The sequence below is a fragment of the Pseudomonas sp. AC247 genome (genome assembly GCF_979258015.1).
Map to the genome: position 1 here is coordinate 1,873,656 of NZ_OZ409829.1, position 25,869 is coordinate 1,899,524.

Here is a 25,869-nt window from a genome sequence, read left to right on the forward strand (position 1 = left end):
ACCGTTCAATGTAGGAGCTGCCGAAGGCTGCGATCTTTGATCTTCAATGGTAGTGCCAGCGCTGTCGTCAGGATTGTGTCCGCAGGGCCAACTGTTTGATCGCTTCAACCACCGGCGCCACACGCTCCGCCTGTCCATGCGGCCACACGGCGTAAAGGTTGTAATGCGCGGCAATCTGCGCCTCGTTCAACGCCACCAACCGCCCACTGCGCAATGCATCAGCCGCCAACAATCCACGCACCAGCCCCGCGCCAACGCCAGCCTCGGCAGCCGCAATCAAATTCGCCGCATTATCAAAAATCACCCGTGCCGGCGGCTCGGTCGGCGTCATCCCTGCCGCATCCAGCCACGGAATCCACGACCTTCGCGTATAGCCCAACAACGGCAACTGAAGAATCTGCGCCGGGCTCAACGGCACCTGCAACCCATACCGTTCCAGCAAATCCGGCGAAGCCACCGCCAACACCCGATCGCCACAAATCTGCGTCATCTCGCAGTCATCCCAATCGCCATAGCCATAACGCAGCGCCAGATCGACGCGCTCAAACGTACTGCGATCACTGCGCGGCATCGACAGCAGCGTCACCTCATAATCCGGCAGCCCATCAAGCAACTGCGGCAGGCGCGGATTGAGCCAGCTCTGCGCCAGTTCGCTGTCGACATCGAGGGTCAAACGCTGCGCCACGCTACGGTTTTTCACCGACGAGATTGCCCGGTCAATCTGCGCCAGACCATCCGACAAGACACTGGCAAACAACTGCCCGGCATCAGTCAGATTGCTGCCGCCGCCTTCACGCACGAACAACGGCTGGCCGATGAAATCTTCCAGAGCGCGGATCTGCTGGCTGATCGCGCTATGGGTCAGATCAAGTTTGCGCGCAGCGCTGGAGAAACTGCCGCTGCGCGCCGCGTGGATAAACGCGCTCATGGACTGCACCGACGGGTATCGCTTGTACATGTTGTTAGTCCTGCTTACAGCGGTTGGCAGAAATCGTCGCTGGCCGCGTGTGGCTCAGGGTTCCAATAATCGGTGACCAGGCCCGCACAAAGACGGGCCGCTCTTTTGGAGCCTGACAATGATTGCATTCACGGTTAACGGCGAACGACGCGAGCTGGATGAAGCGTCCTCCTCCATGCCCTTGTTATGGGTCTTGCGTGATCAGCTGAAACTCAGCGGCACCAAGTTCGGCTGCGGCATGGGCCTGTGCGGTGCCTGCACCGTGCATCTGGACGGCGTCGCGGTGCGTTCCTGCCAATTGCCGGCGGCCGCCGTCGCGGGCCATAGCATCACCACCATCGAAGGCTTGTCGCCGACGCAGAACCATCCGTTGCAATTGGCCTGGGTCGCCGAAGATGTGCCGCAATGCGGCTACTGTCAATCCGGGCAGATCATGTCCGCCGCCGCGCTGCTCAACACCGGTGCGGCAGTCACCGACGATTCGATCCGCAATGCCATGTCCGGAAATATCTGCCGCTGCGGCACCTACGGGCGCATCAACAAAGCGATCAAACGCGCGGCGAATGCGCCGAAGGAGGCGTGATGAGCCTCATCGACGACACCCGCATTGAACTGCCGCGACGGGTTTTTCTCAAGCAAGCGGCGACTGTTGCTTCCGGCCTGGCGATTGCCCTGTACCTGCCGGGCGGCATAGCGGCCACGGATCCGAAAGGGATGGCGCCGGCCAACGAGTTCGAACCGAATGCCTGGGTGCGCATCTTTCCCGACGGCACGGTGAAACTGGTAGTGCACAAGCACGATTCCGGCACCGGCACGCAAACGGCATTGGCCGCGTGTGTGGCGGAAGAGCTGGACGTCAACCCGATGACCGTGCAGGTCATCACCCCGGAAGACCCGTTCTTCGAAACCTACATTCATCCGGTCTGGAAAGTCTTCTCGACCGGCGGCAGCACCAGCGTTTCCCTTGAATACGATCGCTTGCGCATGGCCGGTGCCACGGCGCGGGCGCTGTTGATCACCGCTGCCGCGAAACAGTGGAAAGTCAGCCCCGACAGTTGCATCACCGAGGAAGGTCGAGTGATGCACGCGGCGAGCAAACGCAGCCTCGGTTATGGCGAACTGGTCGGCGTGGCCGCGCATCTGCCGGCCCCGGCAAAGGTCACGCTGAAAGACCCTGCGCAGTTCAAATACATCGGCAAATTGCGCCACAAGCGCGATGCGGCAGCCAAGGTGTGTGGGCGCTTCAAGTACAGCATCGACGTGCAATTGCCGGACATGCTGGTGGCGGTGATTCAGCGCGCGCCCGTGGTCGGCTCGAAAGTGCTGAGCGTCGATTCAGTCGCAGCTTTGCAAGTGCCGGGCGTGCGCAAGGTGCTGGCGATACCGGGCCGTCCCGACGTGCTCGGCGGCAATCTGGAAGGCGTCGCGGTGTTGGCGGATACGTTCTGGGCTGCGCAGCAGGGCCGCAAAGTGCTGGAGATCAAGTGGAGCGATTCAGCGCTGGCCGGGTTCGACAGCGAGCAGTTATTCAGCGCTCAAGCCAAGGTCATCGGCGATCCGCAAGCGCAAACCGTCAAAGCCATGACCCAAGGTGATGTCGCCGGGCAATGGGCGGGTGCGGCGAAGCTGATCGAAGCGGATTACACCATGCCCTACAAGGTGCAAAACCCGCTGGAACCGATCTGCATCACCGCGCACGTCAAGGACAAGGCAATCACCTATTGGGGCGGCGTACAGGTGCCGTCCTCGGCGCTGGAAGCGGCGCAAACCGTGTGCGGGATCGACAAGGCCAACGTGACCATTCATGAGCTGGTCTCGGGCGGCAGCTTCGGTGCGCGGGAGGCCAAATACTGGTTGTTTGAAGTCGCGTATCTGGCGCAGAAAACCGGCGTGCCGGTAAAACTGCTCAACAGCCGCGAAGATGAAATGCACGCGCTGTTCAATCATCCGGCAACCTTGCATCGGGTCAAAGGCGCGCTCGATGCCCAAGGCAAACTCAGCGCGCTGCAATTGCACGCGGTATCGCCGGCCTCGCCGGAACAGTGGGAACCGGGTTACTTCGAACGCCCGGACAAGATGGATTACAGCACCACCGAAGCGATCACCGCGTGGGACTTCGCCTACCGTCCGCCGCATCTGGAACTGAACTGGGTCAAGCACGAAAGCGAGGTGCCGAGCGGCTGGTATCGTTCGGTGAGCTTCATCCCCAACGTGTTTGCCGTGGAAAGCTTCATGGATGAACTGGCGCATGCGGCGGGTACCGATCCGCTGCAGTTTCGTCTCGCTAACATGCAGGAGCGGCCACGGCATGTGGCGGTGCTCAAGCAAGCCGCCGAGCGCGCCGGTTGGGGGCAGCCGTTGCCACCGGGCACCGCGCTGGGGATTGCGACCAATCAGGGTTACACCAGTTTCATCGCCGTGGTCGCGCGCGTGACGACAGTCGACGGCAAGCCGAAAGTCGAGAAGCTCACCTGCGTGGTCGATTGCGGTTTGGCAGTGTCGCCGGGCGGTGTCGAAGAACAGATCTACGGCGGGTTGATGTGGGGCCTGGGCCACGCGCTGTTCGACCGGCTCGACATCAAACAGGGCCGGGTGGTGCAGAGTAATTTCCACGACTATCGCGTCACGCGCATGTCCGACATGCCGGCCACCGACATCCTCGTGCTCGACGGTGAGCCGAGCAAACCCGGTGGCGTCGGCGAGTTGGGCAGTCCTTCGGTGGTGCCGGCCATCGCCAATGCGTTGTTCGCGCTGACCGGCGTCCGTCAGCGTTCGACGCCACTGAACCTGGGATAAATCGCTATGGACCTGCGCCTGCTGCGGTACTTCATGGCGTTGGCCGATGAGTTGCACTTCGGTCGCGCCGCCGAACGCCTGCACATCTGCCAACCGCCACTGAGCCAGCAGATTCGTTTGCTGGAAGAGGAACTGGGCACGCCATTGTTCGAGCGCAGCCATCATCGGGTTGAACTGACGGCGGCGGGGCAGATGCTCAAGGAGCAGGCGCCGCTGGTGTTCGAGCAACTTGAGCGGGCGCTGGATCTGACCCGGCAAACCGGGCGCGGTCAGCTCGGCGAACTGGAAATAGGCATGATCAGTTCGGTGATGGTTGGCGTGCTGCCCAAGGCCTTGCACCTGTTTCGTGAGCGTTATCCGCAGGTCAACTGGCGCCTGCACGAAATGACCCCGGCGGCGCAGGTCAAGGCGTTGAAGGAGAAGCGCATTGATGCCTGCGTGTTTCGCGTGGGTTATGACGATCCGTTGTTGCGCAATGAACTGCTGATTTATGAGCCGATTCATGTGGTGATGCCGGCGGATCATCCGCTGGCGCAGCGCGAGGTGCTAGCCCCGGCGGATCTGGCGCAGGAGCAATTTGTGGCGCTGGAGCTGAAGCAGTCGCGGTTCGCCAATTTTCTCTATCAGTGCTGCATTCAGGCCGGGTTTACCCCGCAGATACGGCAGCAGGTGATTGAGGTGCAGACGCTGCTGAGCCTGGTGCGCGCCGGGTTCGGCGTGGCGCTGTTGCCGGCGTCCATTGAACAGTTGGCGCCGGCGGGGCTGGTGTTTCGGCGGCTGACCCCGGCATTGCCGGAAGTGCCGTTGTACGCGACGTACCGCGCGGATGATGCCTCCCCAGTCCTGAAACTCTTCCTCGACACCCTCCGCGAACTCAACGGAAACCCCCAACCCCTGTAGGAGCTGCCGAAGGCTGCGATCTTTTGATCTTGATCTTTAAAATCAAAGTCAAAAGATCGCAGCCTTCGGCAGCTCCTACAGGGGGACTTGGTGTGTGCAAAAAGGGTGGCACGATCAGAGGTGGCTGCGGTCGTACTCATCACATGGCGCATCACTTGTGGAGATCCAATGAGCCAGGAAGTCCTGACCACCGAAACCAATCGCCGCCAGTTGCAGCAGATCATCGCCGGGTTGTCCGACGGGGTGATTCTGCTGGAGCGGGATCAAAGCATCCTCTGGGCCAACGAGGCCGCGCTGGCCATGCATGGCGTCAGCCGGATCGGTGAGCTGGGCCACAATGCCACCGAATACGCGCAGCGTTTCAACCTGCGTTATCGCAACAACCACACGCTGGCGCCCGAGAATTATCCGATCAGCCGCGTGGCCCGCTGCGAGGCGTTCAATGATGTGCTGATCGAAGTGAATGCGGCGGATGATCCGGAACGCGTCTGGGTACACAGCGTGCGCAGCATGATTCTCACCGACCGCGAAGGTCAGCCCGAGTCGCTGGTGCTGATCATGAGCGACGTCACCGATTGGGCCAATGCCGAGCAGCGCTTCGAGAAGACCTTCAATGCCAACCCGGCGCCGGCGGTGATTTGCCGTATCAGCGATTTGCGTTACATCAAGGTCAATCCCGGATTTCTGGAGATGACCGGTTATACCCGCGAGCAGGTGATCGGCACGTCGGCTTATGAAATCGACATCTACGAGCAGGCGGAGAAGCGCGATCTGGCGATTCAACGCCTGCGCGATGTCGAGACCATTCCGCAGATGCAGGCTGAATTGCGCTTGCCCGATGGCAGCAGCAAACAGGTGATCGTCGCCGGGCAACCGCTGCTGCTCAACGATGAAGACTGCATGCTGTTTTCCTTTGTCGACATGGAACTGCGGCACAAGGCCGAAGTGGCGCTGCGTCAGAGTGAGGAGCGATTTGCCAAGGCGTTTCGCCTGACGCCGGTACCGATCCTGATCTGCACGGCGGATGAACAACGGGTGCTCGACGTCAATCAGGCGTTTCTCGATACGCTGACATTTGACAGTGACGATGTACTCGGTAAGACCGTGACGAAGATTGGTTTTATCGATGACAACGGGGCACGCACGCGTTTGCTCGCGGCGCTTGAGAAAAACGGCCGGGTGGATCGGGTGGATGTGCGGGTGCGCACCAAAGACGCCGACTTGCTGGAGTGCGCGCTGTCGGCCGACACGGTGAACATTCATGATGTGCCGTGCTATTTGCTGGTGCTGATGGACATCACCGAGCGCAAGCGCACCGAGCTTGAGCTGGTGGCAGCCATTGAAGAGGTGATGAAAGACGCCTCATGGTTCAGCCGCACGTTGATCGAAAAACTGGCCAATGTGAAGAAGGTCAATTCGCCGCAACTGCCGAGTGTGTCGTTCACCGATCTGACGGCGCGTGAGCGTGATGTGCTGGGGCTTATCTGTGAGGGGCTGGCGGACAAGGAGATCGCCGCGCGGCTGAAACTGGCGCCGAACACGGTGCGTAACCATGTGGCGACGGTGTATTCCAAGCTCGATGTGCACAGCCGCAGCGAGGCGATTGTCTGGGCTCGGGAGCGTGGGCTGTTTTCCGGTGAGTGGCGGGGGCAGCGCTAGGGTGCAAATGCACTAGTTGATCCGGTGCAAATTGAGGTTCTGATGGGGGCGGGTGGTTCTTAGTCTGGTGGGGTACGGTGCGTGTCTTTTTTTGCGTGATCGTGTCCCTTCGAAGCAGCTAAAGGAACAACCTCAATGATGAATCTTGCGCAGTTGCGCGCTCAGCTTGAGCAGAGTTTTTCGCCGCTGGCGTGTGAGTGTCTGGTGGATGGTGATCATTCGCTGACGGTGAAGCTTTATCATCCGGTATCAGGGCAGGTAGATCTGGTGATCAGCGGGTTGAAACTCAATGGCTTGCGTACACCTGAGTCTGTCGAAGCTTTAATTGAAGAGCTGCGTTATGAGCTCGAAAGCAATTCCCTGCGCTCCTCCCGAAACCCCGAACCCATGTAGGAGCTGCCAAAGGCTGCGATCTTCTGCTTCTGCAGTTCTGTGGGAGCTGGCTCGCCAGCGATGGCGGCCTTCGAGCCGCCCAGTCTTTAACTGAATACACCCAATCCAATTGTAGGAGCCAGCCTGCTGGCGATGGCGGCGCAACGGTCAAACAAATCCCCCCACCCCAAAATCGACAGCCACTTCCCCGCAATCCACCCGGTTTTCTGGCGCTTGCAGCCACCTCGGCTATAAAGAATGAGTGGTCAGGTCTCCCGTGGTCGGTTTGATTGCGGGAGTTTGTCTCTCATTTCTCGCGGGTCGTCCTATGAACAATCTTGGGAAACGCGTGTTGCCGTTGGCTTTTTTTGCTGTGTTGTTGGCGGGTTGTGCCAGTCCGCCACCGCCTCCACCCGTAGCGCCTCCACCACCGCCCGAACGCACGTGTCAGGTGCTGGAAAACACTGAGGTCGCGGGCGATATGTATGTCGACGGGCAAGTCACTCGCCACATCACCACCACGCGTTGCGTCACGCAATAGCGCCGGCGGGGCGTAAGTCCCGGGTTGAGCGGATTGTGTTGGTGGCCGATCTGGCCGGCACGGCAGTGTTTGCCGTGGAGGGTGCGATTGCGGCGATGCGCAGTCAGCTCGACCTGCTCGGGGTCATGGTGATTGCGTTCATCTTCGCCCTCGGCGGCGGGGTGACTCGTGATCTGTTGATCGGCGCCACGCCGCCCAATGCGGTGGCGGATTGGCGCTATCCGGCCCTGGCGTTTTTCATGGGCGGGCTGGCTTTCGTCTTTCATGAACAGGTGCTGAGCTGGTCCGGTTCGACGTTGATTGTGCTGGATGCGGCGGGGCTTGCGCTGTTTGCCGTGGCCGGGGCGCAGAAGGCACTGAACTTCGGAATTACGCCGTTTGTGGCGATGTTGATGGGCACGGTCACTGGCGTCGGTGGCGGGGTGATTCGCGACATTGTGCTGGCGCGTATACCGGTGGTGCTGCAGGCGGATTTATATGCGAGTTCGGCGTTTGTCGGCGCGGCGGTGTTGATCATCGGCCGCAGGCTGGGTGTATCGCCGGTAGCGGCGGCTTTGCTGGCGGGGGCGGCGTGTCTGGCCTTGCGCTTGCTCTCGGTGCATTTCGGCTGGCAACTGCCCAAAGTGCAGGTCTGACCCCACAACCTGTAGGAGCTGCCGCAGGCTGCGATCTTTTGATCTTGTTGTTAAAAGACAGATCAAAAGATCGCAGCCTGCGGCAGCTCCTACAGGGTTGTGTTTCAGTGGGGGTCAGGAGAGGAAACCACCGTCGACATTCAGCGCAACGCCAGTGGTGTAGCTCGACGCATCACTGGCCAGGTACAACACCGCACCGGCCATTTCGCTCGGATCGGCCACGCGCTTGAGCGGGATCTGCGTCAGTGCCTGCTTGAGGATCGCATCGTTCTTCACCAGTGCCGAGGCGAACTTGGTGTCGGTCAGGCCCGGCAGCAGGGCGTTGCAGCGGATGCCGAACTGCGCGCATTCCTTGGCGAAGACCTTGGTCATGTTGATCACCGCCGCCTTGGTCACCGAGTAGATGCCCTGGAAGATTCCCGGCGAGATACCGTTGATCGACGCGACGTTGATGATGCTGCCACCACCGTTTTCACGCATCAGCTTGCCGGCTTCCACCGACATGAAGAAGTAACCGCGAATGTTCACGTCAACAGTCTTCTGGAACGCACCGAGATCGGTGTCCAGCACGTTGCAGAATTGCGGATTGGTTGCGGCGTTGTTGACCAGAATGTCGAGGCGGCCGAACTGTTCCTTGATCCCGGCGAACACCTGGGCAATCTGCTCCATTTCACCGATATGGCAGGCCACCGCCGTGGCTTTGCCGCCAGCGGCGATGATCGCGTCGGCGACGTGCTGGCAGCCGTCGAGTTTGCGGCTCGAAACGATTACGTGGGCGCCTTGCTGGGCCAACAGTTTGGCGATGGCTTCACCGATGCCACGGCTGGCGCCGGAAACGAAAGCGATTTTACCGTCGAGGTCGAACAACTGAGTCTTGGACATAAGGGTTCCTGGTTGTGGGCCGTCAGAGGCTCGATTTCGCCATGACCTGCAGGCTCATCTGCTCCAGCAGTTTGTTCATGTGAATGAACTGCGCAAAGCGTTTGTCCTGGGTCTGGCCGTGGTAGAAGCGGTAGTAGATCTGCTGCACGATGCCGGCCAAGCGGAACAGGCCGTAGGTGTAGTAGAAGTCGAAATTGTCGATCTGGATGCCCGAGCGTTCGGCGTAATAATCGACGAACTCACGGCGGGTGAGCATGCCTGGCGCGTGGCTCGGCTGGCGACGCAACAGTTGCACCGGCGCCGGGTCGTCGGCCTCGATCCAATAGGCGAGAGTATTGCCCAGGTCCATCAGCGGATCGCCGAGGGTGGTCAGTTCCCAATCGAGCACGCCGATGATCTGCATCGGGTTGTGCGGGTCGAGGATGACGTTGTCGAAGCGATAGTCGTTATGGACGATGCTCGAGGTCGGATGGTCGGCCGGCATCTTGTCGTTGAGCCAGGTTTTCACCGCCTCCCAGTGCGGTGCGTCCGGGGTCAGGGCTTTTTCGTAGCGCTCGCTCCAGCCTTTGATCTGGCGGGCGACGTAGCCTTCTGGTTTGCCCAGGTCGCCAAGACCGCAGGCGTTGTAATCGACGCGGTGCAGCTCGACAAAACGGTCGATGAAGCTTTTGCACAGCGCTTCGGTTTTTGCCGAATCGAGGCCCAGCTCCGGCGGCAGCTCCGAGCGCAGGATGATCCCTTTGACCCGTTCCATCACGTAGAACTCGGCGCCAATCACCGACTCATCGGTGCAGTGCACATAGGCTTTCGGGCAATACGGGAAGCCGTCGCGCAGCTGATTGAGAATGCGGAATTCGCGGCCCATGTCGTGGGCGGATTTGGCCTTGTGGCCGAACGGCGGACGGCGCAGGACGAATTCCTGCTCCGGGTATTCCAGCAGATAGGTCAGGTTCGACGCGCCGCCAGGAAACTGGCTGATCGCAGGCAAACCGCTCAGGCCCGGAATGTGCGCCTTGAGGTACGGATCGATCAGGCTGGCATCGAGTTCTTCGCCAGAGCGGATACGGGTGGACTGGTCAGTAAGCGCCATGCTTATCCCTTCTGCTTATTTTGGAGGCCAGACATCATTGGCTAATCTAATGGCGCGCACGGGTGGTCACAAGCGCGGGGCGGTCTTATAGGTTAGCGTGTTGCCGGATAATCACCTTGGGGAATGTGCGCGAACGGCCAGCGCAGACTAAGGTTTAGCGGGTATGCCATGGGCAAAAAGGAGCTTTGAAATGGGCTGTCCGCAAGTCTGTGCCACGGCCACGTTGCAATGCAGCTTCGGCGCCGCGCCGTCAATGCTCAACGTGCTGCCGGTCAACCGCACGCTGACCGGCGGGATGCCGGCGGCGAACATCATGGATCACATTCCGCTGGTCAACATCCTGCCGTTCGGTGTGTGCATGAGCATGGCCAATCCCATGGTGGCCGCCGCGACAGCAGCCGCGCTGGGTGTGTTGACACCGATGCCGTGCATTCCGGCGACGGCCACGCCATGGATTCCCGGTGGCGCGCCGACCTTGCTGCTCGGCGGGATGCCGGCGATCGATGCCAACAGCACGCTGATGTGCAACTGGGCCGGGGTGATCAAAATCGCAATGCCAGGGCAAATGCAGATGCTCATCCCCTGATCCCCTGAACCCCTGAACCCCTGAACCCCTGACCCCCCTGGACCCCTGTAGGAGCTGCCGAAGGCTGCGATCTTTTGATGTTGCTTTTATAAAAACAAGATCAAAAGATCGTCCGATCGCGGCCCGAGCCTTCGGCAGCTCCTACAGGGGGTGGTGACCAACAAACTCTGTGGGAGCGGGCTTGCCCGCGATGAGGCCAGTCGATACATCCGGAAAACTTCAGGCCTGCTGCGGATCCGCCCACTGCCGATACCACCAGCGCACCCGCGAAATCGGCTTGCCATCCGCCCCCAACGGCCGCCCATCCTCGGCAAACCCTTGCTCAGGCTCCAGCAACTGGCCATTCACATAGCGCGCTTCCAGCGCCGGTTTGCCATTGGCATGAAAGCGCTGATAACGCCCTTCACGCACGCCCTCGCGGTAAAACTCCGCCTCCGCTACTTGACCATCGGGGAAGTAATTGAACGCCTCGCCATGCAGCAATCCTCGCCGATAGGTCGCCTTGCGCTGTAAAAAACCCTCGGGTGCGTAAAAACTCGCGACCCCTTGCAGCTTGTCGCGCACAAACGGCATCTGCGCCGAGACCTTGCCGTTCGGGTGATAAAGCAGCGACAGGCCCTGCAGTTCACCCTGGCTGTAATGCAGATCGGCCTGTTTGCGTCCGTCATCCTTGATGTTCAGCGCACCGTCAAGTTGACCGTCCTGCAGACGCCCCTTGAGCTGCTTGTCGTCCTGCTGCAGATCCAGCGGTGTGATCGCCATGGCTTCTCCTAGTCAGTTGACCTGCACCAGCCCGCCCTTGATGGTCAGCATGCCGCCGCCATCGACCGTCTGCGAGGCGGCGCCCTTGTTGGTAAGGCTGATTCCGGCGTCATTGGTCAATGTGGTGCCGGCCTTGTTGTCCAGCGAAGTGCCGGCCTGATTGGTCAAGGCAGTGCCGGCCTTGTGCGTGATCGAGGTGCTGGCCGATGTCGCCAGGTCGGCGCCGCTCTTGATCGTGAAGCTGCCGCCGCTTTGCAGGGTGAGGGTGCCGCTGACCTTGATGGTCAGATTGCCGTCCACCGTCAGGCTGTAATCGCCGGTGACCTTGTCGGTGTAATTGCCGCCGGTGCTGTGGTTCTGGTCGGCGCCGACTTTTACCGTGCGAGTGTCCTTCACATCGAGGCTGTCGCTGCCGGTCTGGATGGTGACGCTGCGTTTGCCTTTCTCCAGCGTCACGGTCTCGTCGCCGTCCTTCACCGTGCGGGTGCGGGCGTTTTGTACGGTGAGGGTTTCGTCATGGCCGACCGTAGCGGTGGTGTCGTTGAGCACGTTGATCTTCAGGTCTTTCTGCGCCTGCAAGAACACCTCTTCAGCGTCCTTCTTGTCCTCGAAGCGCAACTCGTTGAAGCCGCCGCCACCCTTGGACGACTGGGTCTTGATCCCCGATTGCGTCTGATTGGCCGGCAATGCGTAGGGCAGGGCGTTGTCGCCGTTGTAGACGCACCCGGTGACCAGCGGACGATCCGGATCGCCGTCGATAAACGTTACGATGACTTCCTGGCCGATACGCGGAATGAACTGCATGCCGAAGCCCTTGCCACTCCACGGCAACACCACACGCACCCAGCAGGAACTGGTTTCGTCATTCTTGCCGTCGCGATCCCAGGGGAACTGCAACTTGATACGGCCGTATTCATCGGTCCAGATTTCTTCGCCGGACTTGCCGACGACGATGGCGGTTTGCGGGTGCATGCGCGGTTTCGGTGTCATCCGTTGCGGGCGAAACGGCGTGGCTTTGGGGATGGCCTCGAAGCGATTGCGATAGCTTTCATGGCTGGCGTCATGGGTCACACGCGTCACCACCCAATCGATATTCAGGCTCGCATCGTCGTGGCCGTCGAGGGTGAACCAGTGCCCCGGAATCAGCCAGCGACAGTCGCTTTCGCCGACAAAGCGTTTCTCTTCACTGCGCAAGCCGTCAACTCGCTGTTTGGTCAGCGCATCGCCCTGAGCCTTGGCGTTGTAACCACCCGGATGTTCATAGATGGACAGCGGCCCGGCCACCGCTTCGGCCTGACCGTAAAGTGATGTGGTCGGCGTGGTGAACTCATAATCGGTCGCCCGATACACCCCGGCCACCGCCTGCAAACAGACTTGCCCTGAGCGAATGCCGTGCAACTCGCGCTGCCCCAGTCCTTGCCCCAGGTAGCTGACCTTCGGCCCGTTGGGGATCTGCACGAAGGCGTCATTGCTGTCGCCGAGCACCAGTGTGTGCTTGCCGGCGTCGTGGGTGAAAAACCAGAAGATGCCATCCTCTTCCAGCAGCCGCGAGACGAAAGCGAAATCGGTTTCGCCGTACTGCACGCAGTATTCGCGGGGGGTGTAGCTGCCGGTCAGCGAGAGTTTGAAATCGCTGAAACCGTGGGCCTTGAAGATCGTGGTGACGATGTCTGAAGTGGCGAGGTTCTGGAACACGCGGTTGTTGCTGGCGAGGGTCAACCACCAGAGCCACGGGCGCAGGATTAGTTGATAGCGCTCGGCGGTGGCGTCGGCGGGGAGTTGACGTATCTCGGCGACCAGCGCGTCGAACGGGCGGACCAGGGCATCGTTGTGCAGGGTCGTGGTGACGTGGCTGGCGACAGCGCTGGTCAAGGTGAGCGAGGCGCCGTCATTGAGGCCGTTGATGATTTGTGAACTCAACAGGTTGAGCGATTCGTCGCCTGAGAGTGACTCAGGGTAAAGCGACGCCAGCGAGGTGGCCGTCAGGAATAAGGAGGTAGTGCTGTCGTTGAAGCGCGTCATCGGAGTGCCTTCACTGATAGTTCAACTCATGAATGACCGTATCGAAGCCTCCGTTCTGGTAATAGAAGTGCCATTTTGACGTAAATGGCCAATACCTGGCCTCATACTCTCCCCAAAAAGCAGCCTCGTTTCCTCCGATCCCGGCGTGGGTATAGCCATGGGCCTTGGGTACGCTACTGACGTTGTATTTGTCCGATGGCAGCAACCACGCCGTATTGGTTCCATATCTGAACAAGTCATCATTCATGAAAATCGGTCGATCGGTTTCAGTCGTCGCCAGGTTGTAATGACGAACTCTGATGAACCCACCAAAATTTTGCACGCCAACGCAGCAACCCGAGAGGTTTGCCGTAAGGAACAGAACAGGATCGTTGCCGGTGGGTGGCACAGGCAGATCGATATACAACCCCTGATCCTCTTTCCATGGAAGGAAATATGCCTCATGGGGGCCGGGATGATTGGCGCTCAATAGCTGATCCATCGCTTCAAACTCGACTGTGATTCTTGCGACATGGGCGTGGCCGATGTTCAGATATAAGTGTTTGTTCTCTCGTTCCAGGCGCTCTTTCAACATGTCGGGCTCCTTATTGAAATGCAAATTGTTCCTTGCATCGCGCAGTCATTCACACGACGACTAACCAGCCGATATCACTGACGTTGCTGGACTCCTCCCACTTGAGACCCTTCACTACCTGTTGGATAGGCTTTGTCTTTCCAAGCGAAAGGCTGCCTTCCAGATAGTTGAGCAGTTGTTCCAGGTTGGCGCCCCTGGGCGTGGCTGCAACCGGAGCGGTGCCCGGCGAGATCACGTCGTAGTGCTTGTCGATGCGGTCACCGATGCTGGAGTTGGTCTGGGCAAAGCCCACGTACAAGTTGTCCGTAGACGTGTCGAATTCTCGTAACATCCGGGTTATCTCAATCGCCACTTGTGGCTTGGTTGCCGGGTTGGCCAGATTTTTCTGCAACAGTGCAACTTCCTGTGCCGCGGCGCTTGCAAAACCGTGTCCGTAGAGCCCTTGCAGCAGCGATTCGAGGTGCGACCAGGCAGGTGTATGAGGCGCCGGGTTAGTCTGAACAAGTTTCAGAAAGCTTTTCTCAACCGCCGAGTAAGGAATTTTGTGGCAAACGGCGCAATTGTAGGTTGAGAGGAATTTTTTGCTTTTCATCTGCTGGGCAATTGTGTAGGGGTTGTTTTTTGAATGAGGGTCGAGGGTGTCGAGCAAAAGTTGCTCTGCGTCATTAAGTGGTGTGGTGTTGATGATCTCTTTAACCAGCACTTGCAGAACCCCCAGATTCAAGTGTGAGCCGGGACGAGAATGATCTGAGAGGAAAGTATCTGTGGTCTTGTCGTAGGTGATGCCCATATCGCCTTCCTGTTTGCGAGGTGTGGGGAATCGATTTTTTCTGGCTTGATTTCCGCGATCAACCTGAAAACCAGCGCAGCCAGTTGGGCCAGGCATTCCCGCCGGGTGAGTGTCCTTGGTGCATATAATCCCAGCGCGCGGTTTCGGTTAAACCCGCGCCTCGCAACTCTTGGACGACCGTGGCTTCGATTGCCCTGACATTCAGATTTTCCAGCTCGCCAATGTTTCCTTGAGCCAGCAACTGGAACTGTGCCGGGTCTGATATGTACTGCAGTGCATGGCCCATTTCATGTAGCAGGCACACTGCCGGCGTCAAGAAACCCGTACGTGTGCGTGGACCAAAAACGCTTTCCAGAATCCATGCGCCCCAACGCTGCTCTCTATTCCATGGCGCATCAATGCGATGACTTTCACCCGGCCCCAATCGGGGGTCGTTAGAAGCGAAATCCGTAGTGTCTACCGACTGAGTGTGGTTCCAGCAGATCATCCCGCCGTCGAGGTAGTGGGGGCACTTTCGGCTGTAGGGAGGAATGTATTCCGAACCGCCGTGATCGATCACCATGATCCCGATGTGCAACGGGGAGTTGTCGAGGCTGGAGATGACCTCTTGGGCGAAAGGTGAATGATTCAGGTACGAAATCGCCGTGTTGTAGAGGTTTTGGAACTGATTGATGGAGGGGATGAGTCCTAACATCATTATTCTCCCTGAACAGTTAGATGTTTTTAGCTGCTGAGCGTTGCCTTATAACTTTGCCTGTAGGAATAGTTCTCTGGGGATATGGTCGGGGACGAAGTTTTCTGTGTAAAAATTTTGTAATTCACCATGCGCCGATATCGCTCCTCGCATGACTTCGTGGTAGGTGTGCGTGGAACTTACGGAAGTTGGCATGTAGTGAAAGAAAGCAAACGTGCAATAAGCCAATCTGGCAAGAGTGACGGTTTCGGTAAATCCCAACGCTTTCGCGGTGCTAATTATGTCTATCGTGCTGCCTGATTTTCCCGCCCATATCGAATTGCCATTTAATCTGTCCTTGATGACGTCTTTATCATCTTCATCCAGACTGTATTTGTTGATTCTGATTTTATGGTGATTGCCACGGTCTACATCTATCACGGTTGTATGAGGGGAGCCGTTAGTGTCCGAGTCGCTACTCGGCTTTTTGGCGCGCTGACTGTTCGTTTGAAAAAAGTCATGAATGGCAGCTATTTTTTTATAGAGACGAGACAGCGGTTCCTTTAGTAGACCAGCGTCTATCCCCTGCAACAGAGGGCTGGTACCGGGGACGTTGGCGGTATCTGAGCACCCCCAGTCGATATTCGCACCGAGGCCATAGGCGGAACGATTCTTCGCCGGTCTCTTGAATGTGGGTGAAGGGCCGACGCTGGTGTTGTGCATCTTGTTTATGATCGCGTCAATAGCAGTTATCTCAAAAGTCGGAAAATTGGCAAGTACTTCAAGCGCCAGCGTTTCTTCTTTTTTTCTGTTGAATGCCGCTTTGTTATGTCCTTTGAGTGCTTGAAACAATGCTTCAGGTGAACTGAAAAATTTGTCTTGGGTACTGTGAAGGCCCAATACGGCCGTCGGGATAAAGCGAACGTCCGAGTTCATGGAGAAAAAACGCAGCGTGGGCGCTTTTTTTTCGCTCTGGATGTTTATCCCTGTTGCACGTTTTGGTTTTAAATGGATGGGGGCGGACACCCACTCATAGTAAGTATCCTTGAATTTCTTCGTGACGTTTGGATCGTATTGCTCCAGTAACGGAGTGATGTTTGAATCCCAGAAATCGTTCGCTGACTGTTGTAAAGGTTTGCAAAACCTTTCTAAGTCGAGGTCTGGTGATCCCTTACGCAGATCGTCGAAGTCAGCTTGTTTTCCTGAATAAAGGATTGTGTCGCCGTGTAAGGTTTTGACTGTGATCATGACTGTGTTCCATTTTTTGTAGCTAGATCTCTTTATGCTGGCTTCGTGAATCTCGCCTGTGCTGTTCACTCCAACACCCACTCCGCCAACTTCCCTGTTACTTGCGTCATCAACACATTCTCGACATCCCGCGCACCGGCCGCGCTGCACTTGGCGAGCACTGCCTTGACTATTCCTGAATCAAACTCGAACTGCTTGCCGGTCGCTGCTTTATAACGGCCACGCAATTTCTCCAACTTGGCCAGCACAATCCCTTCCAGCGTCGCCTCATCCAGCGGCCGATACGCGACCACAGTCATGCGCGCCAGAAACGCCGGGCGAAAGGCTTGCAGGAGGACTTTGTGCAGCGCTTCGTTGAAGGCTTCGCTGCCGAGTTGCGCGACTGGCGTATCAAGCAAAAGCTCAGCGCCGACATTGCTGGTGGCGAGCATCACGGTGTTCTTGAAGTCCACCACCAAACCGGTGCCGTCCTCCATCAAGCCTTTGTCGAAAACGTTGTAAAACGCCTCCAGTACATCCGGGTGGGCCTTCTCGATTTCATCCAGCAAAACCACCGAATACGGTTTGCGCCGAACCGCTTCGGTGAGCACGCCGCCGCTGCCGTAACCGACATAACCGGGTGGGGCGCCTTTGAGTTGGCTGACGGTGTGCGCCTCCTGATATTCCGACAGATTGATGCTGATCAGATTGCGTTCGCCGCCGTACAGGGCATCGGCCAAGGCGTAAGCGGTTTCGGTTTTGCCGACACCGGTAGGGCCGACCAACAGGAACACACCCACCGGTTTCTGTGGATCGGTCAGTCCGGCGCGATAGGCCTGCAAGCGTTGCGCGATGGTATTGAGCGCGGTGCTTTGCCCCATCACCCGTTGGCCCATGCGCTGACCGAGGGTGCGCACTGCGTGGGCTTCGTCGGCGAGCATTTTGCCGACGGGGATGCCGGTCCAGCCGGCGATGACAGCGGCGACGGTTTTGGTGTCGACTTGCTCGGGCACCAGTGGATCGTCCTGGCGGATGGCGTCCAGTCCAGCCTCCAGACGCAGCAGCTCGGCGGCGAGATGATCGATGCGACTGTCGGTGGCTTCATCGGGTTTGTCGCTGTCGGCACGTTCGCTCAACGCCAGCAGCTCACGGCGGGTATCGAGCAGTTCGCGCACGGCCACGCGTTCTTCGCTCCAGCGGGTTTCCAGTTCGCGGATCGCTTGCACATTGGTTTTCGATTCATTTTCCAGCAGGGTGATGCGTTCCCTGTGATCCAGGCCGGTAGCCTGCTCGCGACGCAGACGTTCGACTTCATCCTTGAGGCTGTTTTGCCGGTGGCGCAGGCTTTCCAGAGGCGGCGGCACGTCGTGCTGGCCGAGGGCGACGCGGGCACACGCGGTGTCGAGCACGCTGATGGCTTTGTCGGGTAACTGGCGACCGGAAATGTAGCGATGCGAGAGTTTCACCGCTTCATGGATTGCGGCATCGAGCACCTGCACGCCATGGTGCTGTTCGAGTTTGGCGGCGACGCCACGGAGCATTTCCACGGCGGTTATTTCGTCGGGCTCCTCCACCTGCACCAGCTGAAAACGGCGGGCGAGGGCCGGGTCTTTCTCGAAGTATTTTTTATATTCCATCCATGTGGTGGCAGCGAGGGTGCGCAACTCGCCACGGGCCAGCGCTGGTTTCAGAAGGTTGGCCGCATCGCTGCCGCCCTCGGCACCGCCTGCGCCAATCAGCGTGTGGGCTTCGTCGATGAACAGAATGATCGGTTTGTCGGCACTGCGCACCGCGTCGATCACGCCTTTCAAGCGCTGTTCGAATTCGCCTTTGACCCCGGCGCCGGCCTGCAACAGGCCAAGGTCGAGCACGCGCAAACTCACTTCCTGCAACGACGGCGGTACGTCGCCAGCGGCGATACGCAGCGCCAGGCCTTCGACTACGGCGGTTTTACCAACGCCGGGTGCGCCGACCAGAATCGGATTGTTCTGCCGGCGCCGAAGAAGAATGTCGATGCACTGACGGATCTCGCCGTCGCGGCCAACAATGGGATCGATGCGTCCGGCGTGGGCATCGGCGGTCAGATCCTGGGTGTATTGATCCAGCACGGTGTCTTGCCGTGGCGCAGGATTGCCAGACGACACTGAGCGTGGGCCGACATGTTCGCGCGAGTTTTCCGTCCACTCCAGCAGGTTGGCGCGCAGGGCTTCCTTGGGAATTCGCAGCAGCGACGACGCACTGTTGAGCAACAGACTGCGGCGCTCATCTCGATCAATCAGCGCCAGTAACAGCAGCCCCGAGCGGATGTTGTCGATCCCGAGCACACTGGCCTGCACCACTGCGTCTTCCAGCAATCCCAGCGTGTGCGCAGACAACGCCGGCGTGCGCGTGCTGCCAGCCTTGAACAGATCCAGCGCCTTGTTGATTTCCGCCGTCAGCGCATCCCGCTCAAGGCCAAAACGCGGCAGCAGAAAAGCAAAATCGCCACCCTCGATGTCGAGTAACTCCAACAGTAAATGCTCGATCTCGACAAAGTGATGGCCGCGTTGCAAGCAGCGCTGTGCGGCGCGTTCGAGGGCGCGGCGGTTGTCCGGGTTGAGGCGTCCGATCAGGCTGGCCAGTTCCATTTCAGGTGATCTCCAGCTGACGAAGACGGGTTTCGATGCGTTGCACCGCGAGACTGGCCTGACGCTGTATCCCGCCGTTCCAGCTCAGCAGCGCCGGGGCCTGACGCCCGAGTTTCATCGGCCCGGCACCGCGTACCAGCAGCACGAGGGTGATGTCCAGATCCGGGCCGAAGTACAACGCCGCCAGGCTGGCCAGCGCCGGATGCGCTTCGCCGTCCGGCAAAAATCGTCCAGCCTGCGTCGAGGGCAGCGGCCCCAGTGTCAGACGAATACCGGCATGTTCATCCCAGACCCGCGTGCCGGCGACGGCGCTGCGCCCCAGTTGCAGGTTGCGTCCACCGGCCTTCATCACGCTGCGGCTCGCTGACGGAATGTCGCGCCAGGCACCTTCGTAAGCGCTCAGTTCGACGGGCAGCGCAAACTGCTCGCGAACAATCGCCGCGAACCCGGCCAGTGAGCGGCGGCCATCGGCATACAGCGCAGTGCAGGCGAGCACCGCGCAATCGGCAATCGCCTGGCGTTCCTGCAGCGATTTGGGCAACAACCCGGTCAGCGCACGCAATTGCGCCTGCACCGGCGAAGCGCCCGGCGTTACAAACCCGAGGGCGATGCGGTGTTTGCGCATCACTTTGTAGAGCAGGCTGAGCAAGCGATGCTGGAACAGATCGAGGAACTCGGCCGGCGCGTGATCCTTGGCGCGCGCCCGTTGTTGCAGCCATTCCTGATAGGCGTAGGGCAGGGGGCCGTCCGGGCCACCGAGGCCGAACACGGGCGTGTCGAGGGTCAGCGGTTCACCCGGTTCTTCGCGCAGGGCTTCGATCTGGCTGGCGGCAAACATCGGCGTCAATGGCCCGCGCAGTTTCACCGCTTCGGCTTGAGGCGAAGTACCGCTGCCGAGGGAATCGGCTTGCGGCTGTTCGCGCTCCAGCAGCAACAATGCCTGCAACAACTCGAACGCCTGCGGATCGCGGCGCAGGCGCTGGCTCAGTGTCAGAGCGACAGGGGCATGCCGGCTTGGGGTTGCCATGCCTTGACCTCCTTGTCGGACTGCATCAGGACTGTGCGCACAAAGCGATTGGCCGTGGCGTACACCGAAAAGAACTGCGCCAGCACCGCGGAAAAAAGCACCGCGCTGCTGCCGACAAAATGCTCTGGATCGAGTTGCAATTGCACCTCAAGCCCATTGCGCCAGCCGCGCCAGGCATCGACGCCGACATGGCCGATCACACGTTCGCAACGCAGGCTCAGCAAGCCGTCGATCTGCCGCAGCGCGCTGGCTTCATCGCGCAGGTTGTGCAGAAGCAGAATCTCTTTCAGGGCATCCAGCGCCTGTGGACCTTCAACCAGCGACAGGTGATTGAGGGTCAGCTGCGACACCAAGCGCCAGCGTGAATCGCCGTCCAGGCGCGGCAAACTCTGCGGACTCGGCGGGTTGCGCAAACGCGCCCACGCGACCGGGCCGGGGCGCTCGAAACCCAAGGGTGTACCCGCCGGCAAACTTTGCGCGAGGTGGCGGTTGGTGCAGAGCAGCTCGGCAGTCAGGCTGTACTCGGGCAGATCGGTTTGCGGCTCGAAACGGGTGTCGACCACGCTCACCAACAAGTCGCTGCCCAGTCGGTTGGGCGTCATGCCGTTGACCCGCCGCGCATGCCAGTACCGCTGTTGATCGCCGCCGCTGTGCTGACTGCCGTAGTAGGCGGGCAGCCTTTGCACGCCGGTACTGGAGCTGGCGCGCATGCCGCGAATGCTATGAATTTCGACGCTGTTTTCGCGGTGGCTGTCGGCGATCAAGCGGTATTCGCTGCGGGTGCCGTCGGGGCGCAGCGGCTCCGAGGTGCGTGGGAACAGATTGATCACCGGTGCACAACCGAGGGCAATGTCACTGGCTTGCAAATGCAGGCGACTGCCGGGGGCGCGGTCGAACACGATGTACAGGTACAGCGTCTGACTGTCGCTGGTGACACCGCGCAGCGGCAGGTCGAAAAAATGAAATTTGTCGGGGAAGGCAAAGTATTCAGCGAGCAGACGCATGCCCGGATGCACACCATCCTCATCGGGTAACAGCACCTCGTCGTCGCTGAAGCCGACGATGGTCGGCAAGCCTTTTACCGCCACCGGCACACTGCCCGGCGAGCCCGCCAGCACTTGCACCGCGTGCGCGCCGAGGAGGTCATACAGGCAGGCATTGATTACCGGCGAGGCGGCCAAATGAATGCGCAGTTGTTCGATGGCAAGCGTTGACCATTGGCTGTCGCCCAGGCAACGCAAACTCAGACGCAATGCCGAACGCGACTGCGCCACGCCGGTCAGGGCCTGTGCCTCGTCGCTGCCCAGCAGCAACGCTTCGCTGACCTCTATCGGCCACAGATTCACTGCGGCCGAGGTGCGAAAGTGGATGCTCTGGCCCTTGTCGGTGGTGACGAACAGCGGTGTGTCGCGGGGCAGCGGATAGCCGCCATCAAGGTTGCCCTTGCTCGGGTCCGGTTCGAACTGGACGATGGCGCACGACGGCAGCGGACGCATCGCCAAGGGGTATAGCTGTTCGAGCAGCGCATCGCTGAACTCGGCGTAGTCGTCATCCAGGCGTCGTTGCAGACGCGCCGCCAGCAGCGCAAAACCTTCGAGCAAACGCTCGACATGCGGGTCGGGGCATTCACCGGGTGACAGTTCCAGGCGCCGCGCGACTTTCGGATAGCGCTCGGCGAATTGACTGCCGGCATGCCGTAGCCAGGTCAGTTCGCGTTGGTAATAGTCGAGCAGTTGCGGGTCAATCGAGTCGCTCATGGCGCACCTCCAGCCCTTGGCCGCCGGGCTCGATGACAAACGCTACCGGCCAGTGTTGCTGACCGCTGCGCAGCTCACCGAGCAAGCGAATGCTCATGCGTTGCGGCTGATCGGGCAGGGGGTTGATCTGAACTTCGCCGAGTTTCAGACGCGGTTCGAACCAGGTGATGGCTTCGCGAATATCCCGCGCCAGACGACGACGGTCATCGCTGCGCTGTTGTTGCAAAGCGCTCCAGTCGGCGATGCCGTAGTCGATCACGCTGGGTGGCTGGGTCAGTGTACGCGGGCCACGCCGGGTATTGAACAGGCGCCCGAGTTCGGCGTGTACCGAGTCGAGCAAGTCCTGCCGATCGAACGCCCGCAGGTCGTCGGCCTCGCTCGAAGCGAGGCGTTCGAACAGCGGGGGGAGCATGCCGGTGCCTGCCATGGCCGCGACGCCGGCTTAGCTGACAAGCTTGTTGGCGGCCATGTCCCAGGTCGATGCGGCCGTGCCTTCCTTGGTGCCGTCGTCTTTCTGTGCGGTGAGCTCCCATTTGATCTTGGTGAAGTTCAGCGACAGGGTTTCCACCGGTTTGCCGCCGGTGCCGCCGCTGACGCTGACGTTGGAAATCACCACGTTGGTCAGGGTGTAGACGATGAAGGGCATCAACTGTCCACTGCCTTCGGCGGCGTTGCGACCGATGGTGATCGTGGCTTCAGGGATCGGTTTACCGGCACAGCAGTACTCGTTGAGTGACGGTGTCGAGCTGTCGACGAACTTGGTCAGGGTGAACTCGCCGATGTGCGGTTTACCGGAAGTGCGCTCCGAGTTGCTGACGTCGTTGGTCACTTGCATCGCGACGTTGTGGCTGTAGGACATGACTTCGATCTTGTCCGCAAAACCTTCGAGCAGGCTGTCGCCTTTGATGTCGCCGCCGAGGTCGAGAATGATTGCATCCATCGCTTGAAACTCCTGAAGAAAATCACATTAGGCAAATGGGCTGAACACTGGGCTCAGGGTTCTGAGCACTGAACGCTGAACGCTGAACGCTGAACACTGAACACTGAACACTGAACACTGAGTACTGAGTACTGAGTACTGAGTACTGAGCACTGAGTACTCAGTACTGAGCACTGCGTACTGAACCTGTGGCGAGGGGATTTATCCCCGATGGGCTGCGTAGCGGCCCCAAAATCCAGGGCCGCTACGCAGCCCATCGGGGCTAAATCCCCTCACCACCAAGGGTTTGTGTTTGAGCTTTAAGCGGCAACCGGTGGCGGCAAGGTCGCCACCAGGCGGATCGACGCCGTCAGCTCCTCCAACTGGAAGTGCGGCCGCAGGAACACCGTCGCCCGATAGGCGCCCGGCTTGCCGGCCACTTCAGTGACGTCCACCCGCGCTTCGCGCAACGGGTACTGCGCCTTGATTTCCTGCGGGGCGTTATCGTTGATCAGCACGTAGTCGGCGATCCAGTTGTTGAGGTAGGTCTGCACGTTGTCGCGGGTCATGAAACTGCCGACCTTGTCGCGCATGATCACCTTCAGGTAATGAGCGAAACGTGACGCCGCGAGCACATACGGCAACATCGCCGAGATCCGCGCGTTGGCGTTGGCCTCGTTGGTGTTGTAGACCTTCGCCTTGTTGGTGCTCTGGCCGCCGAAGAACACCGCCACGTCGCTGTTTTTCTTGTGGCACAGGGCAATGAAGCCGAGGTCGTTGAGCTCTTTTTCACGACGGTCGGTGATCGCCACTTCGGTCGGACATTTCAGCGACAAGTCGCCAGAACTGGTGCGGAAGGTATGCGCCGGCAAACCCTCTACCGCGCCGCCGCCTTCAGCACCACGAATCGCCGCGCACCAGCCGTACTTGGCAAACGCCTCGGTGATACGTTGCGACAGCGCCCACGCGGCGTTACCCCACAGGTATTTACTGTGGTCGGTGCCGTTGACGTCTTCGACGTAGTTGATGCCTTCCACCGGCGATGTGTCCGGGCCATACGGCAGGCGCAGGAGGAAGTGCGGCAGCACCAGTGAGACGTAGCGCGAATCTTCGCTCTCGCGGAACGAGCGCCACTTGATCAGCTCCTGGCTCTCAAAGACTTTCGACAGATCACGCGGCACTGCCAGCTCAGTGAAGCTGTTCATGTCGAACAGGCGCGGGCTGGCGGCGGCAATGAACGGTGCGTGGGCAGCGGCGGCAACGTTTGACAGTTTCTCCAGCAAGCCAATGTCCTGCGGGTGACGGCCGAAGGTGTAATCGCCCACGAGCAGACTGAACGGATGGCCACCGAAGGTGCCGTATTCCTCTTCGTAGATCTTCTTGAACAGCGCGCTCTGGTCGAATTCGACGGCTTTTTCCAAGTCGTTCTGCAGCTCTTTCTGCGTGACGTTGAGCAGGCGCAATTTCAGCCGCGTGCTGGTTTCGGTGTTCTGCACCAGCATGTGCAGGCCACGCCACGAGGCTTCGAGTTTTTGCAGGTCAGGATGGTGCAGCACCTCGTTGAGTTGCGCGCTGATCAGCTCGTCGATCTGGCTGATGCGGTCGTTGATCATCGCCACCGTGTCCTTGTCGATGGCCATGCCTTCGTCGAGTACCTGGGTGGCGAATTCCGCGAGCATGTCGCGGGCGTAATCCTGCTGACTGTCATCGTGGGCCATGCGGCCGTCGAGAATGATCTGGTCGAGCAGGGAAAGTGTCTCGGTCGTACTGTCGCTGGCTTGTTTCTGAGCAGAAGCGGGCATGGCGAATTCTCCCCTCGATTAAGTGGACGATCAGGCTTGCGGTTCGGCCGGAGCCTCGGCATCAGCTGCCGGGGTAGCGGTGTCCGGGCGGGCCGACTTGATTTCCTGCAGGCCTTCGGTGTTGGCGATGACATCGCGCAACAGCTTGTCCAGGTCATCGTTGCCGTCGAGTTTGGTCAGCAGATCACGCAGACGCTGGCGGGCCTCGAACAGGCGCCGCAGCGGCGTGACTTGCTCCACCACCTTGACCGGGTCGAAGTCGTCGATGTGCTTGAAGTTGAGTTCGATATTGAGCTTGCTGTCGTCGCCGCTGAGGGTGTTGTTCACCTGCAGTGTGGCGCGCGGGCTGATCGAGGCGAGCACCTCGTTGAAGTTGTCGCGGTCGATTTCGGTAAAACGCCGCTCATTCAGTTTTGCCAATGGCTCAAGTGGCTTGCCCGACAGATCGGCAAGAATCCCGACCACCAGCGGCAATTCCTTTTTCTCGATGGCGTTGCCGATTTCGACGTCGTAGGTGATTTGCACTCGGGGCGGGCGCACCCGGTCGAGCTTGTGCTGAGTACTTTCTGCCATGTCGGCGAACTCCGATGCGATGAGCGGGCGCAATGCATCGGGATGGCCCGTTCATCGCTTTCCCTTGCTGGACCGTAGGTTAGAAAGGGAGGCAGATGACCTGTCGTTCCTTTGACAAACCTTCCTCATTCGGCTGTAGGAACCGAACTACCCAAGACGCTAGAACAGGTCTATAAAAATGCAAGCAAAAACATTTTTGGACAGGCTCGCGAAAAGGAAAATTCATTTTGCGTAGACGATTGTTTATAACGTTGCTGCTGGTGTGCCTCAGCGGTTGCTCCTTTTTCGGGCCGAAGGTCGACCTCGACAGCCTCACCCTCGATGTCGCCCCCAAAGCCAACGACGACACACCGATTGCCGTGGATTTCATCGCCGTCAACGACCCCGATCTGCTCAAGCAACTGTCGGGCATCAGCGCCAGCCAGTGGTTCGCCGGGCGCGAGCAGTATCAGCGCGACTATCGGCAACTGATGAGTGTGTGGGGGCTTGAGCTGGTGCCGGGGCAATTCATCGATCGTCAACCCTTCCCGCTGGGGGGCAAGAAGGCCGCTGGACTTTTAGTCTTCGCCAGCTATAACACTCCCGGAGCGCACCGATTGCGCCTCGACGACCAGAGTGAGGCGTGGCTGAAATTCGACAGTCGCGAGATGACCCTGGTGAACAACACCGAGCACTGAAATACCACCGCTGCCGCCGG

24 protein-coding genes are annotated in these 25,869 nt (G+C 59.6%); 8 read left to right on the top strand and 16 right to left on the bottom strand.

What is annotated here, in order from left to right; all coding sequences use genetic code 11:
• Positions 1–67: 67 nt before the first annotated feature.
• Positions 68–958, bottom strand: a complete 891-nt coding sequence (locus ACZZ0B_RS08655) for a LysR substrate-binding domain-containing protein (protein ID WP_463544873.1) — start codon at positions 956–958, stop codon at positions 68–70.
• Between the two features lie 118 nt (positions 959–1,076).
• Here ACZZ0B_RS08655 and ACZZ0B_RS08660 point away from each other — a divergent pair, with 118 nt between their 5' ends.
• The 6 genes from ACZZ0B_RS08660 (at position 1,077) to ACZZ0B_RS08685 (ending at position 7,861) form a co-directional block, all read left to right on the top strand.
• Positions 1,077–1,541 (top strand): (2Fe-2S)-binding protein, encoded by a 465-nt coding sequence (locus ACZZ0B_RS08660; protein WP_463544874.1) that lies wholly within the window; start codon positions 1,077–1,079, stop codon positions 1,539–1,541.
• A complete protein-coding gene (locus ACZZ0B_RS08665; protein ID WP_463544875.1) occupies positions 1,541–3,754 on the top strand; it encodes a xanthine dehydrogenase family protein molybdopterin-binding subunit in 2,214 nt (737 codons plus the stop codon). Before ACZZ0B_RS08660 ends, ACZZ0B_RS08665 begins: the two co-directional genes overlap by 1 nt.
• A 6-nt stretch (positions 3,755–3,760) precedes the next feature.
• Positions 3,761–4,654, top strand: a complete 894-nt coding sequence (locus ACZZ0B_RS08670) for a LysR substrate-binding domain-containing protein (protein WP_463544876.1) — start codon at positions 3,761–3,763, stop codon at positions 4,652–4,654.
• 168 nt (positions 4,655–4,822) lie between these two features.
• A complete protein-coding gene (locus ACZZ0B_RS08675; protein ID WP_158830791.1) occupies positions 4,823–6,313 on the top strand; it encodes a helix-turn-helix transcriptional regulator in 1,491 nt (496 codons plus the stop codon).
• A 135-nt stretch (positions 6,314–6,448) separates the two neighbouring features.
• Positions 6,449–6,706 carry a DUF1652 domain-containing protein gene (locus ACZZ0B_RS08680; RefSeq protein WP_158830790.1) on the top strand — a complete coding sequence of 86 codons (258 nt, stop codon included), beginning with the start codon at positions 6,449–6,451 and terminating at the stop codon, positions 6,704–6,706.
• A gap of 561 nt (positions 6,707–7,267) precedes the next feature.
• The gene (locus ACZZ0B_RS08685; RefSeq protein ID WP_463544877.1) at positions 7,268–7,861 is read left to right on the top strand and encodes a trimeric intracellular cation channel family protein; all 594 of its coding nucleotides are present in this window, start codon (positions 7,268–7,270) and stop codon (positions 7,859–7,861) included.
• 114 nt (positions 7,862–7,975) lie between these two features.
• Here ACZZ0B_RS08685 and ACZZ0B_RS08690 read toward each other — a convergent pair whose 3' ends face one another.
• Positions 7,976–8,743 carry an SDR family oxidoreductase gene (locus ACZZ0B_RS08690; RefSeq protein WP_007911074.1) on the bottom strand — a complete coding sequence of 256 codons (768 nt, stop codon included), beginning with the start codon at positions 8,741–8,743 and terminating at the stop codon, positions 7,976–7,978.
• Between the two features lie 22 nt (positions 8,744–8,765).
• Entirely contained in the window at positions 8,766–9,833 is a 1,068-nt protein-coding gene (locus ACZZ0B_RS08695) for a phosphotransferase family protein (RefSeq protein WP_440095573.1), read from the bottom strand.
• 190 nt (positions 9,834–10,023) lie between these two features.
• Here ACZZ0B_RS08695 and ACZZ0B_RS08700 point away from each other — a divergent pair, with 190 nt between their 5' ends.
• Positions 10,024–10,419: a DUF4280 domain-containing protein gene (locus ACZZ0B_RS08700; protein WP_008083980.1), complete on the top strand. Its 396-nt coding sequence runs from the start codon at positions 10,024–10,026 to the stop codon at positions 10,417–10,419.
• Between the two features lie 219 nt (positions 10,420–10,638).
• Here ACZZ0B_RS08700 and ACZZ0B_RS08705 read toward each other — a convergent pair whose 3' ends face one another.
• From ACZZ0B_RS08705 to tssB, 13 genes are all read right to left on the bottom strand, one after another.
• Positions 10,639–11,181, bottom strand: coding sequence for a toxin-antitoxin system YwqK family antitoxin (locus tag ACZZ0B_RS08705; protein ID WP_008083979.1), 543 nt, complete (start codon positions 11,179–11,181; stop codon positions 10,639–10,641).
• Positions 11,182–11,193: 12 nt separating this feature from the next.
• Positions 11,194–13,203 carry a type VI secretion system Vgr family protein gene (locus ACZZ0B_RS08710; protein ID WP_440095576.1) on the bottom strand — a complete coding sequence of 670 codons (2,010 nt, stop codon included), beginning with the start codon at positions 13,201–13,203 and terminating at the stop codon, positions 11,194–11,196.
• Positions 13,204–13,213: 10 nt separating this feature from the next.
• Positions 13,214–13,777 (bottom strand): hypothetical protein, encoded by a 564-nt coding sequence (locus ACZZ0B_RS08715; protein WP_463544878.1) that lies wholly within the window; start codon positions 13,775–13,777, stop codon positions 13,214–13,216.
• A gap of 49 nt (positions 13,778–13,826) precedes the next feature.
• Entirely contained in the window at positions 13,827–14,567 is a 741-nt protein-coding gene (locus ACZZ0B_RS08720; RefSeq protein WP_440095578.1) for a hypothetical protein, read from the bottom strand.
• Between the two features lie 58 nt (positions 14,568–14,625).
• On the bottom strand, positions 14,626–15,261 hold the full coding sequence (locus ACZZ0B_RS08725) for a hypothetical protein (protein ID WP_158833620.1): 636 nt from the start codon (positions 15,259–15,261) through the stop codon (positions 14,626–14,628).
• 48 nt (positions 15,262–15,309) lie between these two features.
• Positions 15,310–16,488 (bottom strand): hypothetical protein, encoded by a 1,179-nt coding sequence (locus ACZZ0B_RS08730; RefSeq protein WP_463544879.1) that lies wholly within the window; start codon positions 16,486–16,488, stop codon positions 15,310–15,312.
• A 65-nt stretch (positions 16,489–16,553) separates the two neighbouring features.
• Positions 16,554–19,094, bottom strand: a complete 2,541-nt coding sequence (gene tssH / locus ACZZ0B_RS08735; protein WP_463544880.1) for a type VI secretion system ATPase TssH — start codon at positions 19,092–19,094, stop codon at positions 16,554–16,556.
• Position 19,095: 1 nt separating this feature from the next.
• Positions 19,096–20,121, bottom strand: a complete 1,026-nt coding sequence (tssG, locus tag ACZZ0B_RS08740) for a type VI secretion system baseplate subunit TssG (RefSeq protein ID WP_463544881.1) — start codon at positions 20,119–20,121, stop codon at positions 19,096–19,098.
• Positions 20,085–21,878: a type VI secretion system baseplate subunit TssF gene (tssF, locus tag ACZZ0B_RS08745; protein ID WP_463544882.1), complete on the bottom strand. Its 1,794-nt coding sequence runs from the start codon at positions 21,876–21,878 to the stop codon at positions 20,085–20,087. Before tssF ends, tssG begins: the two co-directional genes overlap by 37 nt.
• The gene (gene tssE / locus ACZZ0B_RS08750; protein WP_463544883.1) at positions 21,862–22,305 is read right to left on the bottom strand and encodes a type VI secretion system baseplate subunit TssE; all 444 of its coding nucleotides are present in this window, start codon (positions 22,303–22,305) and stop codon (positions 21,862–21,864) included. The genes tssF and tssE overlap by 17 nt, the downstream gene beginning before the upstream one ends.
• 15 nt (positions 22,306–22,320) lie before the next feature.
• Entirely contained in the window at positions 22,321–22,818 is a 498-nt protein-coding gene (locus ACZZ0B_RS08755) for an Hcp family type VI secretion system effector (RefSeq protein ID WP_008083964.1), read from the bottom strand.
• A gap of 299 nt (positions 22,819–23,117) precedes the next feature.
• Positions 23,118–24,599 (bottom strand): type VI secretion system contractile sheath large subunit, encoded by a 1,482-nt coding sequence (tssC, locus tag ACZZ0B_RS08760; RefSeq protein WP_008083962.1) that lies wholly within the window; start codon positions 24,597–24,599, stop codon positions 23,118–23,120.
• A 30-nt stretch (positions 24,600–24,629) separates the two neighbouring features.
• On the bottom strand, positions 24,630–25,172 hold the full coding sequence (gene tssB / locus ACZZ0B_RS08765) for a type VI secretion system contractile sheath small subunit (RefSeq protein ID WP_008083961.1): 543 nt from the start codon (positions 25,170–25,172) through the stop codon (positions 24,630–24,632).
• Positions 25,173–25,399: 227 nt separating this feature from the next.
• On the opposite strand from tssB, the gene ACZZ0B_RS08770 reads away from it, so the two are divergent.
• Positions 25,400–25,849 (top strand): type VI secretion protein, encoded by a 450-nt coding sequence (locus tag ACZZ0B_RS08770; protein ID WP_463544884.1) that lies wholly within the window; start codon positions 25,400–25,402, stop codon positions 25,847–25,849.
• Positions 25,850–25,869: the final 20 nt, after the last annotated feature.